Origin of the sequence: Maridesulfovibrio spiralis (SeqCode) (genome assembly GCF_048571135.1) — a bacterium.
GTDB lineage: Bacteria > Desulfobacterota > Desulfovibrionia > Desulfovibrionales > Desulfovibrionaceae > Maridesulfovibrio > Maridesulfovibrio spiralis.
The window spans coordinates 1,856,939-1,869,776 of the sequence record NZ_CP182344.1 but is presented as its reverse complement, the minus strand read 5'-3'; the positions used below and the strand labels follow the sequence as shown (position 1 = coordinate 1,869,776).

Here is a 12,838-nt window from a genome sequence, read left to right as displayed (position 1 = left end):
GAACTCCCCCGGCAGCAGAGCACTGTAAATTAGTAACAGCACTCCAGACTGGACCATAATTTTTATTAAGATGAGTACAGGAAATACACCCCACAGGCCCAGACCGCAAATCACCATTTTTTCAAAAACAGGCAATCTCCAAGCACTATAACTGCGTAATACATTTATACCTATTAATAAAACTATGCTTTACGAAATATGATTCGGTATTTATTGCTTTTTCCGAAATTTATATGTTTTAAACACACTTTCTCACTGTAAAAAGGAAAATAGCATGTAAAAAACACACTTACAGTCATGCACAATTTATATTTCAGCCAAAATATGTGCAAAATCACATCTCATTTATTTGACAGTTACTACAATCTACTTTATCCCTATTTTTTCCAACGACGCATTAGTGAATAAATAATTCCGAAAGGAGATTTCAAGTGGAAGATTATCTGAAAGAAGCTTTGGAGATAGTCAAAGCACAGGCAAGTGTAAGAACCATGAGTGAAGAAGAGATGACTTCCATGGTCCGCAAACTGTCTGCAGGCATTCAGGCTATTGCTGAAAATGCCCTCCCCGCACAGGAAGAAGCTCCTGCATGCGAGCCTAAAAAATCCATCAAGGAAAAATCCATTGTCTGCTGTGAATGCGGAAAATCCTTTAAGATCATAACCAAGAAGCACCTTGCTTCCCACGGTCTGACCCCTGATGAATACCGCGAAAAATACGGTCTCAAGAAAAAGACTCCTCTCGTCTGCAAATCCCTGCAGCGTGAACGCCGTAAAAAGATGAAGGAAATGAAACTCTGGACCAAGCGCGGCAAATAGAGTTTTCAATTAAATTTTCCGTAAAAAAAGCGTGGTAGACCGAAAGGTTTACCACGCTTGTTTTTTTCTATTTCAGCCTCATTAAGACTGCTTCAGCCGGTCCACAATCTTACTCAACTCACTGGTCATTTCCGCCAGTTCATCAATGGCTACCGCAGACTGGGCCATGCTTTCCGAAGTTTCACTCGAAATTCTGGAAACCTCATCTACGGCCTGATTAATCTCTTCCGAGGCGGCGGATTGTTCTTCAGCCGCAGTTGCAATGGATTGAATCTGCTCCGCATTTTCCCGGGCATAACTCAAGATGCTCTCTAAAACTTCACCGGAACTTGCAGCCAGTTCAGTACTTTCATCAACAGTCTCTGCGGCATTATCCATGGACTGGATGCTCTTGCGAGCTGCGACCTGAATAGCAGAGATACTCTCCCCCACTTGCTGCGTAGCCCCGATAGTCTTCTCGGCCAGTTTGCGGACTTCATCTGCAACCACGGCAAATCCGCGTCCGGCTTCCCCGGCACGGGCAGCCTCGATAGCTGCGTTGAGTGCCAGCAGGTTGGTCTGGTCGGCAATATCGTTGATTACGTCCATAATCGCACCAATGCTGTCAGCCTGATCACCAAGGGAGGTCAGATCCTGTTTCATGGTCTGTGTCTGCTGCTGAACCATGCCTACGGATTCAATTACCCGGTTAACCAGATCAGTACCGTTATCCGCAGCTTCCTGCGTACTCACAGCATTGGAAGCCGCTTCACCGGAATTACGGGCAACCTCAAGAACAGAAGCATTCATCTGCTCCATGCTGGTTGCCGTTTCGGTCATGCGTTCCCGCTGAATATCTGTGGAATTATTAATTTCGTCAGCCTGTGCAGCCAGCTCTTCAGTACCGGATGCAATGCGGTCGACCACATCTTCAATCTGCGATGCCGCCTGTAGTATCCCTTCCCTGGTTGCCCGGTCAGCCCGCTCACGGGCTTCTTCAGCCTCGGCCATTGCGGCACGCGCACGCCCGGCCTCTTCCTCGGCAAGCCTGCTTTTATCCTCAGTATCGCGGATCATTTCTTTAAGCTTACCGACCATGGTACGCAAGGCTTCAGCCAACACGCCAACCTCATCATTACGCTGCACATCAAGCGTCTTATCAAGATCACCTTCAGCAACAGCCGCAGCGAACTCAACCCCCTTACCCAGCGGCTTGAAAATAAGCGTAGAAGCAAGAAAATTAAGCATTACAGCAGCCAGAACAAGCGCAATCACGGCCACAATGCCATTTTGCTTCAAGTTAGCGATGGAATCCTGATTCATGACAGCCAGCTCTTCATAGGTCCAGACCTTCCAATTCAAGCCCTTAATGATATAGAGACTACCGGCATATTTTTTTCCATCGAGCAGGAACTCAACCCTGCCGTTTGAGGTCTGATTACTGAATTTCTCAAGCTCAGGAATACTTTCCCAAAGGCTCTTGCCAATAAGCTCCTTGTCCCGGTTAGCCATGATGTAGCCATCCGCACGGGTCAGGAAAATGTTTTGATGGTTCAAAACTCTGTTTGCGAACTCGGTAATATCTGTCAGCCCCAGATTGACACAGAGGGTGGCTTCTACCCGACCATTTTTCATAACAGGAACACCCGCAGCCATGACGATTGCGCCGATAGAGGAAGTATAGGGAGTGGTCATGATTCTCTTTTCCCCGCCGAAAAGACGTTTATACCACTCACGCTGCTTTGCTTTCTCTTTGAAATTAGGAATGATCCCGCCCCGGCCACCAGTATAGGTGCTGCCGTCGGCAAAACAGAAATAGGATTCCCCGGTTTTGGTCTGGGCTTTAAGCTGTCTGGCCAGATCAATGCGATAGGCGAACAAATCTTCATCAGACATGTTCGGGGAACCGTTGAACATCCTTGCGGCAAGTTCTAGATTATTGAAATAAATATCGGTTTTTTCAGCAACAGCTTTGCCGACTGCCCGGGCGACAGTATCAAGCTTTGCAAGCTCTGCTTTGTGGGATGATGAGCTAAAACTCTGGTAGGAAAATCCGGTCATTACGATGATAACAACCGCAAAAAACGCGAAGACACTGAAAACAATCTTATTCTTGGCACTAATAGACACAAGACCTCCTTGCCCCTGAAGTTCAGAACGTCAGGGAACATTGTCAACGCAAACTATTTTGCGTTAACCACGTCATCTTTTGCACCATATTTTAAAACAAAACCTCAACCAGCCTTCACGCTTCACAATCATCTATATAAAATCCAAACACAATTCAAGCTATCTAAAAAGCAAATCAAATACTTTACAGTACTCCAATCAAAATATCCGGACACTACAACCCTCTCCCTTTTCACAACTCAAATTCTGTTTTATATACAAACGTATCAATCAGAATAACCAAGACCACCAAAAATATATGAATAGAAGAGCTTTCCTGAAATCCATCTGCCAAGCCTCCGCCGGTATGTACCTGTGCGGCATTTCAGGACTTGTACATGCTCAGGAGGCCGCACGTGCTGTAGAAGAAAAGGACCTCAAGGACTACCTGCACCGCATGGCCAACTTCGACAAAGCCCAGCCCGGTGACATCATTCTTAATAAAACTGAACAGACGCTGCTCAGCTCTTCTCTTGAAAGATTGCGCCGGGTCCAGCGCACCGTCGGATTCGGAAACTTCTGCGTACTCAGCTTTGATGATGCGCTGAAATTCGCCCGCAGCTATTCTTCCGTCGGCAGGTTTACCAAGCAGGAAATCGAATTTCTGGACCGTATTTTCCACTTCGATGCCCATGAATACGGATTTTACGGTGAAAAACCGGAAACAAAGCTGACTGCGTCCATAACCAGAAAAGAACTTGTTAAAGTTCCCAGGACCGGGAACTTTCTTTACCGTGGTGATCCGTACAAAAAATACCTCGAAATCAGAAAAGAGCTGGGCAAGAAAGTATACCTTACTTCCGGCGTACGTGGAATTCCCAAGCAATTCATACTTTTTCTTTCCAAGGCTGAAGCCAATGGAGGAAACCTCTCTCTGGCCTCAAGATCACTGGCCCCTCCGGGCTATTCCTATCATGGCATCGGTGATTTCGATGTTGGCGAAAAAGGGCTCGGTGCAGCAAATTTCAGCGCAAGTTTTGCCAAGACAAAGACCTGCACCAAGCTGCGCGAGCACGGATATCTGCAACTGCGCTATCCCGAAAACAACATGCTCGGTGTGCGCTTTGAACCTTGGCATATTAAAGTTTGATTGCCGCCGGCGGGTTAGTCACCAACTATCCTGCTAAAGTTTTTTACTTTCTAAGACGATACAGACAGTACACGTATGGCTTACGCGTTTACTTTGTACGCAAAAATGGATAATTGTAGTCTATTGATGGGCCACATAAACGATAACTGATACGGGTTGAACCAGCATGAGTAAAATTCTGCAGCAGGATGAGGTCGATGCTCTATTAAGGGGCCTTTCCGGCGGAGAGGTTGAAGCGGAGCAGGACATACCGGATGATGATTCCGGTGTTGTCTCCTTTGACCTTGCAAATCAGGACCGCATTATTCGCGGTCGTATGCCCGTTCTCGAAATCGTTAACGACCGTTTCGCACGTCTGGCGACCAACAACCTCGCCAACACCATGCGTAAACGAGTGGACATCAACCCCATTTCCATCGATATGTCCAAATTCGGGGATTTCATGCGTTCCCTGCCCGTGCCGACCTCCCTTTCGATTTTCAAGATGGACCCGCTGCGCGGTAACGCCATCCTCGTTGTCGACTCCCGTCTGGTATTCGCACTGGTAGAAAGCTTTTTCGGCGGCTCCGGTTCCCAGCCCAAAGTCGAGGGTCGTGATTTCACACCCATCGAACAGGCCATCGTAGACCGGGTTGTAAAAATCGCCCTCTCCAACCTCGAAGACTCATGGCGTCCGGTACACGAAGTTCACCTTGAACTCGTCCGCTCCGAAGTTAACCCCCAGTTTGCGGCCATTGTACCGCCTTCGGACGTTGTTGTAGTCATCACCTTTGAAGTTGAACTTGAAAACGCCATCGGTTCACTCATCGTCTGCCTGCCCTACTCCACGCTGGAACCGATCCGCTCCAAGCTGCATGCTTCCTTCCAGTCCGAACGTCTGGAAATCGACCATGTCTGGGTCAGCCGTTTCAAGGAAAGGCTCCTCGAAACTCCGGTAGAACTGCTGGTCCGCCTGGGCCAGACCAAAATCACAGGCCGCCAGCTGCTCAACCTCGAAGAAGGCGACTTGCTCCTGCTGGATACCGACGAAGAAGATATGCTCGAATGTGAAGTAGGCGGAGTCCTCAAATATCTCGGCTCGCCCGGACGGGTAAAAGCCAACAGAGCCTTCCAGATCGCCCACGCCATCGAACCGAAGATGACATAGGCGCGTAGCGCATCAACTATTCTTAACTTTCTTGACTAGGGCCGTGGGCCTGCCTACAATCCGCTGATGAATAAAATTACCGGACTGGTACTCACATATAACGGCGAAAGGCTGCTTGATGAATGTCTGCAAAGCCTTTCTTTCTGCGACGAAATCCTGCTTATCGATTCCGGTTCTACGGACTCCACCCGAGAGATCGGAAAAAAACACAATGCCCGCATCGTGCATAACGACTGGAACGGGGCCATTGAGCAGCACAAATTTGCATTGACCCAGATTAGCACTCCCTGGGTTGTTACTATCGATCAGGACGAAATCATCTCCCCTGAACTGCGCGAATCCATCACCGCAAAATTACAGAATCCCGACGACGTGGACGGCTACTATTGCCCACGCCGTTCATGGTATCTGGACCGCTTCATCATGCACAGCGGCTGGTATCCCGACAAACTTTTCCGTGTTTACAAAAGGGACGGCATCACCATCGGCGGCATCAGGCCCCACGAGGAACTGCGCCCTAAAAACAAATCCGGTGAAATCACCGGAGATATCATCCATTACCCCTACGAAAACTTTTTCCAACATCTGGATAAGATCAACAGCTACACTCAGGATGCCGCAGAAGCCCTCTATTCCCGGGGCAAAAGAAGCTCTCTGGGTTCTGCTCTGGGGCACGGGTTTGGCAAATTTTTCAAACAATATATACTCAAGGCAGGATTCCGTGACGGACGGGCCGGGTTCATCGTCGCCCTGCATGGTTTTTTCTATACATTTCAAAAATATATCCGTCTGGTCGAACTGGAAATGAAGGACAGAAAATGATCAAAGAAGACAAACCACAAATTATCGAACTGCCCAAGATTCTGGATAACAGGGGCAACCTTACTTTTATAGAAAACAGTCGCCATATTCCTTTTGATATCAAAAGGGTGTACTATCTATATGACGTTCCCGGCGGAGAGACCCGTGGAGGTCACGCCCATAAAAAGCTCAGGCAGTATATTATTGCTGCTTCAGGCAGCTTTGACGTGGTTCTGGACGACGGCAAAACCAAGACCAAGTTTTCCCTGAACCGGTCTTACTACGGGCTGTATATCCCGACCATGACCTGGCGTGAACTTGAAAACTTCTCTTCCGGTTCCGTATGTCTGGTGCTGGCCTCGGAATATTATGATCCGAGTGACTATTACTACAGCTATGATGAATTCATAAAGGCGGTTAAAGAAAATGAAACAGATTAAATTTCTCGATGTAGGCTGGACTTACCAGGCACTGGCACCCAAAATGGACGCAGCAGCAAAACGTGTTCTCGAATCAGGCTGGTTCATTCATGGAGATGAGTTGGAAGCCTTTGAAAAAGAATTCGCCCTCTACACCGGAGCAAAGCACTGCATCGGCTGCGGTAACGGACTGGAAGCCATTGAACTTGTCCTGCGTGCCGCCGGAGTCGGTCCCGGTGATGACGTGCTGGTTCCTTCCAACACCTTTATCGCCACCTGGCTGGCAGTAACCCGTACCGGAGCGAACATCATCCCGGTAGAACCAGTGGAAGCCACCTACAACATGGACCCGGCTAAGCTCGAAGCTGCGCTGACCCCGGCCACCAAAGCCATCATCCCCGTTCATCTCTACGGACAGCCTTCAGACATGGACCCGATCATGGCCTTTGCTGAAGAACACGGTCTTTTCGTAGTCACAGACGCGGCACAGGCCCACGGGGCGGTTTACAAAGGCCGCATGTCCGGTACACTTGGCCATGCAGCGGCTTTCAGCTTCTACCCCGGCAAAAACCTCGGAGCCTTCGGTGACGGCGGAGCCGTGACCACCATGGATGATAAAATTGCCGAACGCGTGCGTAAACTTGCCAACTACGGCTCAACTGAAAAATATGTCCACGAATGCAAAGGATTCAACAGCAGGCTTGATGAAATGCAAGCCGCTTTCCTGCGCGTCAAGCTCGACAAACTCGATAACTGGAACTGGACCCGCAAAACCATTGCAAGCATATACCTTGAGGGACTGAAAGACACCCCGCTGGTGCTCCCGGTAATCGGCGAAGACATCCAATCCGTCTGGCATCTCTTCGTAGTGCGCTGCAAGGACCGCGACGGACTGATCAAGCATCTCGCTGAAAACAAGATTGAAGCATCCATCCACTATCCCGTCCCCCCGCACAAGCAGGGAGCATACGAAGAAATGGCTACCGTTTCACTGCCCATCAGTGAAAGGATCCACAGCGAAGTGCTTTCCCTGCCCATGGGACCGCACATGGATGAAGAAGATGCACAGCGCGTAGTTGAAGTCGTAAAAGCATTCTTTTAGTACACTCCAGCCACGTCCGCCATCAGAGACAGCATGATCGGCCACAGACCCGAAAAACAAAAACGGACCTGAAAATTCAGGTCCGTTTTATTATGTGCAGATAAAGCTTTCTTCCGCCATGAAAGACTTCAAAAGCATCCGCGAATACTACATATCGATAATTTTCTTAGCTGTTTCATCCATGATATCGGTGATGAACTTAATGCCGGTCTCCTGCTCGGTTTCCCGGTTTCCGGAAGCAATATCATCCCGGGAAATGGAACCGAGTTCAAATTTGCGAACCCCGGCCAGAAGCTGCTGTAAACCGGCACTGAGCTTATCAACCAGACACCAGATACCAACTGCCCCCAGAGGGATATTCTTCATCTCATCTTTGCCAACCTTAGCCTCTACATCAGCATAACAGGCAAAAATTTCTTCAGCTGTGGCACCGTACTTCTTGATGGAAGCAGGCAGTTTATCCCAGTTGCCACAGACAGCATCGCGACGTTCGGGGTAAAGTACACCTTCAATGTTGGACCCGAGGAATCCGGGAATCATCATGGCCCTGCCCATACAAATCATCTTTGCATAAGGAGCACCGATAGCAAGAGCCTTAAAGATATTGCTGCCCTTGGCAAAACCACCGGCAAAAGAAAGATCGACAACCTTTTCCCCTTTGGCAGCAAGTCGAGCTGCGTATTCGTACGCTTTAGCATGCAGCAGAATTGAAGGTACGCCCCATGATTCCATCATATTCCAAGGAGACATACCGGTTCCGCCTCCGGAACCGTCAATGGTCAGCAGATCTAACTTTGCTTCACTGGCAAACTTGATAGCCATAGCCAGTGCTTCCATACCGTAAGATCCTGTTTTGAGGGAAATACGCTTGAAACCGAGGCCGCGCAGATAAGCGACGGAACCCATGAAATCTTCACGAACCTGTTCATAGGAATTGAGATCGGTATAACCAAGGCGGCTATGACGGGCAAAGCTGTGGATAGCACCGCGCTTGAACCCTTCCTGCACTTCCGGTTTTTCAGGATCAGGGTCTACAAGGTAACCGCGCTTTTTAAGAAAAAGAGCGTAATCGAGGCTGGTTACTTCAATTTCACCACCGATGTTCTTGGCTCCCTGACCCCACTTCAATTCGATAATGACTTTATCGCCATATTTGTCAGCAACATATTCAGCAACGCCGTTACGTGTATCTTCAACGTTAAGCTGGACAATGATTGCGCCGTATCCGTCGTAATAGCGCATGTAGGTATCAATTCTGCGGTCCAGTTCGGGGGCACTGCTGATTTTTCCATTACTGATCTCTGACTTGCGGTCAACACCGACAACATTCTCACCCACAACAATGGGAGCACCCACAAGAGCACAGCCTACGGAAAAGGAATCCCAGTATTTAGCAGCAATAAAAGTTGAGCCGAGTGCGCCGGTCATAAACGGGACCCTGCATTTTGTCTTTTCTTCAGCACCGAATGCTGTTTCAAGACTTACATCTGTGAAAAGGAAATCGCCATTGGCTCCGGGAGCACCGGAAGCACCATAGCTGTTTCCCTGAATACGCATGGAGTTGTAGGAAACCCCTACATGGGTTGTGTTTCCGCTTCCTGCTGTAACAAGACCGAAATCACGCGGGTAAAGCATTTCCCTACCCCTGACAGATGACAACCATGTCTCACACTTACCCTGACAGTCGGCTCTGCACAGGGTACATAATCCAGATTCAATTGCATTCCCTCTATTCACGGCCCCTAAAACATCATTTGATTTTGACCAACTTCCCATTGTTAATACCTCATTTTTTACTGTTTTCGGTATAAATAGTAGAATTATTATTCTATTTCAAGCCAAATGGGATTTGCTATTTGCAAAATTGTAAATTTATAACAGCAACAATAGCTAATTATCCTTCAACGGTTGTTGTATAAGGCATTTTACTCACATTATTTAAATAACTTATAGCACTTGAAACATTTTTGTTAACAAAATTTATTTTATGTAAAATAATTTAAATTGCTAAATATATAATAGCAGTATTTTGATTTAAGGTACTTTTTTACCCACTAAATCGGTACAAAACACCCCGGACAAGCGTATACTTTTCATAGATCAACTATGAAGTACCTGCCTGTCCAAAAATGACAACTTTGATTAAAAATAATAACAAAAAAACCTGTTCAACGTGAAAAACGTCGAACAGGCTTGAAGTCAGCAGTATATAAACAGATTGAATTAGAGCTTACTTACAAAAAGCATTCTGATGGGGTGGCCGGGCTTGTTGATCATTTCACTCTGGATTACTCGGTAGGAGTGGTAATCAAGTGCATTACAGTATTCGCGCACAGCAACATCTTCTTCGTCTCCGCCGGGATGTCCGGCATAGATTGCAATGCAAAGCATACCGCCTTTAGCGAGAACTTCGAGAGATGCCTTGATTGCCCTGAGGGTGGTATCCGACTTGGTAATAACAGTCTTGTCACTCCCTGGCAGGAATCCGAGATTAAACATGACGACATTGACCCGGCCATGAAATTCCGCAGGGATAAGCTCAAGCATATCTTCGTGCCCGGAATGAAAGATGGTCCAGTTTTCAGGACGGCACTCTTCGTTCAGCCGCTGCTCGGTCTGCTTAACCGCATCTTCCTGAATATCAAAACCGAAGACATGACCGGAAGCTCCGGCTTTCTCGGAAAGGAAAACTGTATCGTACCCGTTACCAACTGTAGCATCAACGCAGATACAGCCGGGCTGGAGTACTTCACAAAGTACGGATTTGGCAAAAGAAAGAATATTGTTGGAAATCATCTGCTTTTTCACCCACGCAAAGAATTACGGTTAATCCTGAAATTCAGGATAACCGAACACGTCCTCAAAGGCACGATGTAAAATTAGAAATTAATGAACTTACTAAGTGTACCGGACTTGGAAAACTGCCGTTCAGTTTCACCGAAAGTTGTTGTACCACTGATATTATACTGCGAGTTGGAAAGCCGTTTCCAATCGAGAGTAGCACTTCCTTTGGCTGTTACCGGGATAGGCTGTCCGCAACTGAATGAGTTAAGCTGGAATTGTTTTCCGGCCAGCACAGCATTCACGTTGACATCCTCGGCAGCCATGCCACCGGGAATTTCAACCATGTCGGAACGCACGACAAGACTTCCGGTACGAGGCGGCGCGCCCCATTTAGGAAAACCAACGTCTGCAGTGATGCGCACTTTACCGCCCAGTCCTTCCATCTGCACCAATTTGGCAAGATCAACTCCACCGCCAAGGGTCAGGGATTTAGTCTGAAACAAACGCGCGGTCAGAGTAGGACCGGACTTAACCCGTACTTCCAAAAGCGGAGAAAAGCCAAGCGACATACCGAGCTGGGGCACGGTTACAGTAAGCCCCTTCCCGGTTTTTACATGAACGTTAGTCACTTCAAATGAAAACGGCCCGGCACTTACAAAATCTCCCCAAGTAATAGTAGCCTTGGATATTTTAGCATCGGCAAGCTTAAATGCCTGATGCCATGCGACTTCCCAAGGCATGAACAAAAAGGCCCCGAGAATCAGGCCGGCCAAGAAAATGAAAAAATTCTTGAACAGCTTCTTAATCGAGAAAGAAAATTTGAAGGAAATTTTAGGGATAAACTTCATCCGGCTGACCTACCTGAAAAGAATGATCTGCACATCAGCCAACTCAGGGGAGTCCAGCCTGTGGTTAATATTGAAATTTGTAACCTTCAATCCGCCCCGGACTTTAAAATCACGCAACAAGGCAACAAGTTCCGGCAGATTCAGGGACTCGAGAAGCACCTGTACACCCTGACCGGAATCTCCCCCGGACTGCAAAGGACGCAAAGAACTGAGCCTGCTATCCAGACCAAGATCACGGATAACCTGCTGCGCGGCAGTCATGGGTTCACGGTCCACCAATGCACCGCGGGAAGCTTCACCACTTCTCAGCTCTTCCACCAGCGGAACAACTTTGGCGTATTTCTGTTTGCTGGAAAGCATAATCCGGTCAGCTTTGTATTGCGAATCGGCAAACCCGGACCAAATCAAAAACAGAATCAATGCCCATCCCGCAACCAAAGCAGAGAAAAAAAGTTTCTGCTTATCAGCAGGCCAGTCCTGCCAGATGTAAAATCTTTCCAGATCCATTGCATTACCTAACATTAGCGGTTGTACTCCGCACGCAGACTGATACTGACGCCGCCATCAATGTTGGTGGCCTGCTCCAGAACAAAGTTGAATTCACTGTTTAAGGCCAGCTTTTCCATCATGGCATCAAGCTCTTCATAGTTACTTATTCTACCCCGGATATTACCGGAATCCCCACCAAGTGAAAAACCTTCAATCTCAATGCCAACCGGAGCACTCTCACTAATTACCGCCAGCAGGCCGAGAACATCGATACCACCGCTGTTACCACCGCTTTTGAGTTGATCCAGCTTATATAAAATTTTACCGTAAGGATCCGATCCGGGATTGGGTCCCAGTGCTCGGGTGTATACTTCTTTGAGTTTTCCGCGCCAGACAGTTGCCTGTTCCTGACTCTGCTGCCAGCGATGATACTGTCCGGTAATAAAAAGCAGACCGATCAGGGTGACCAGCACAGCAGCAACAGCAAAAGGCTTATACTCAATGGTGACAGTCTTATCCGATCCGGAACGCAAACCACTTACCAGATTAAGTCTAGCCCAACGGATTTTCTTCTTGAAGAACACGGCACAGGCTTTATCCAGATCCACCTGTTCCGGCTCACCATCAAGTCCGAGTCGTTCAAACCTGCTGCTGAATTCGTCTCCATTTCCACGGAAGTAGGTAAGCTCTTCCCCGCTGGCGAGTATGCGCATCCCCTGCCCGAACCAATTCCAGACAGTAAGCCCCTCGGCGACAGCCGCTCGCCAGCAAACGGCAAACTCGGTAGTCAGCACGGTCGCTTTGGCAAGGACTTCACGATGGCGGTCAAGAAAACGGTCCAGCAACTCATGACCGGTATAACCGAGCACGGCCCCTCCGGAAGGACGCAGCACTTTGAAATCACTACCTTCCTGTGACGGAAAAGAATAGTTCATCTGCATCAAGGTTGCGGATTTGGCATGGCGGGATTTAATGGCCCCGCGAGGTTTGAAAAAAAAGAAAAGGGAATCAGGCAAAAGGGCAACCACCGGATGTCTGTTCTTTTCAGCCGGACCCTCCGATTCGGTAAGTCCGTTGCCGTCAAACATCATCCACTGGTGCTCATTTCCCTTGAATGAAAGAATATATACTGTCTTTTTATTTAAGGCCATCTATGGCTTTTTCCTATACCTGTTAGCAGTCAGTTTGTCCA

General features: G+C 48.0%; 12 protein-coding genes. 6 read left to right on the top strand and 6 right to left on the bottom strand.

The features are described from left to right. Window positions 1–431 precede the first annotated feature (431 nt). Window positions 432–818, top strand: coding sequence for a Ros/MucR family transcriptional regulator (locus ACNI29_RS08445; RefSeq protein ID WP_015853443.1), 387 nt, complete (start codon window positions 432–434; stop codon window positions 816–818). 81 nt (window positions 819–899) lie between these two features. Here ACNI29_RS08445 and ACNI29_RS08440 read toward each other — a convergent pair whose 3' ends face one another. Beyond that, a complete protein-coding gene (locus tag ACNI29_RS08440) occupies window positions 900–2,927 on the bottom strand; it encodes a methyl-accepting chemotaxis protein (protein ID WP_419781763.1) in 2,028 nt (675 codons plus the stop codon). A 298-nt stretch (window positions 2,928–3,225) separates the two neighbouring features. Between ACNI29_RS08440 and ACNI29_RS08435 the strand changes: the two genes are divergently transcribed. The 5 genes from ACNI29_RS08435 to ACNI29_RS08415 all read left to right on the top strand — a co-directional run bounded on the left by ACNI29_RS08435 (window position 3,226) and on the right by ACNI29_RS08415 (window position 7,525). Next, window positions 3,226–4,056 carry a D-alanyl-D-alanine carboxypeptidase family protein gene (locus ACNI29_RS08435; protein ID WP_419781762.1) on the top strand — a complete coding sequence of 277 codons (831 nt, stop codon included), beginning with the start codon at window positions 3,226–3,228 and terminating at the stop codon, window positions 4,054–4,056. A 166-nt stretch (window positions 4,057–4,222) separates the two neighbouring features. Beyond that, complete coding sequence (gene fliM, locus ACNI29_RS08430) at window positions 4,223–5,203, top strand: flagellar motor switch protein FliM (protein WP_419781761.1); 981 nt, start codon at window positions 4,223–4,225, stop codon at window positions 5,201–5,203. Window positions 5,204–5,269: 66 nt separating this feature from the next. After that, window positions 5,270–6,025: a glycosyltransferase family 2 protein gene (locus ACNI29_RS08425; RefSeq protein ID WP_419781760.1), complete on the top strand. Its 756-nt coding sequence runs from the start codon at window positions 5,270–5,272 to the stop codon at window positions 6,023–6,025. Continuing rightward, window positions 6,022–6,444, top strand: coding sequence for a sugar 3,4-ketoisomerase (locus tag ACNI29_RS08420; RefSeq protein ID WP_419781759.1), 423 nt, complete (start codon window positions 6,022–6,024; stop codon window positions 6,442–6,444). The genes ACNI29_RS08425 and ACNI29_RS08420 overlap by 4 nt, the downstream gene beginning before the upstream one ends. Further along, a complete protein-coding gene (locus tag ACNI29_RS08415) occupies window positions 6,431–7,525 on the top strand; it encodes a DegT/DnrJ/EryC1/StrS family aminotransferase (RefSeq protein ID WP_419781758.1) in 1,095 nt (364 codons plus the stop codon). The genes ACNI29_RS08420 and ACNI29_RS08415 overlap by 14 nt, the downstream gene beginning before the upstream one ends. A gap of 147 nt (window positions 7,526–7,672) precedes the next feature. Here ACNI29_RS08415 and ACNI29_RS08410 read toward each other — a convergent pair whose 3' ends face one another. The 5 genes from ACNI29_RS08410 to ACNI29_RS08390 all read right to left on the bottom strand — a co-directional run bounded on the left by ACNI29_RS08410 (window position 7,673) and on the right by ACNI29_RS08390 (window position 12,797). Beyond that, on the bottom strand, window positions 7,673–9,301 hold the full coding sequence (locus ACNI29_RS08410; protein ID WP_419781757.1) for a glutamate synthase-related protein: 1,629 nt from the start codon (window positions 9,299–9,301) through the stop codon (window positions 7,673–7,675). A gap of 447 nt (window positions 9,302–9,748) precedes the next feature. After that, window positions 9,749–10,321, bottom strand: a complete 573-nt coding sequence (gene mnmM / locus ACNI29_RS08405) for a tRNA 5-(aminomethyl)-2-thiouridylate-methyltransferase MnmM (protein ID WP_419781756.1) — start codon at window positions 10,319–10,321, stop codon at window positions 9,749–9,751. 83 nt (window positions 10,322–10,404) lie between these two features. After that, entirely contained in the window at window positions 10,405–11,049 is a 645-nt protein-coding gene (locus ACNI29_RS08400) for a hypothetical protein (RefSeq protein WP_419781755.1), read from the bottom strand. Window positions 11,050–11,166: 117 nt separating this feature from the next. Further along, complete coding sequence (locus ACNI29_RS08395) at window positions 11,167–11,679, bottom strand: type II secretion system protein GspM (RefSeq protein WP_419781754.1); 513 nt, start codon at window positions 11,677–11,679, stop codon at window positions 11,167–11,169. After that, on the bottom strand, window positions 11,679–12,797 hold the full coding sequence (locus ACNI29_RS08390) for a hypothetical protein (RefSeq protein WP_419781753.1): 1,119 nt from the start codon (window positions 12,795–12,797) through the stop codon (window positions 11,679–11,681). The genes ACNI29_RS08395 and ACNI29_RS08390 overlap by 1 nt, the downstream gene beginning before the upstream one ends. Window positions 12,798–12,838: the final 41 nt, after the last annotated feature.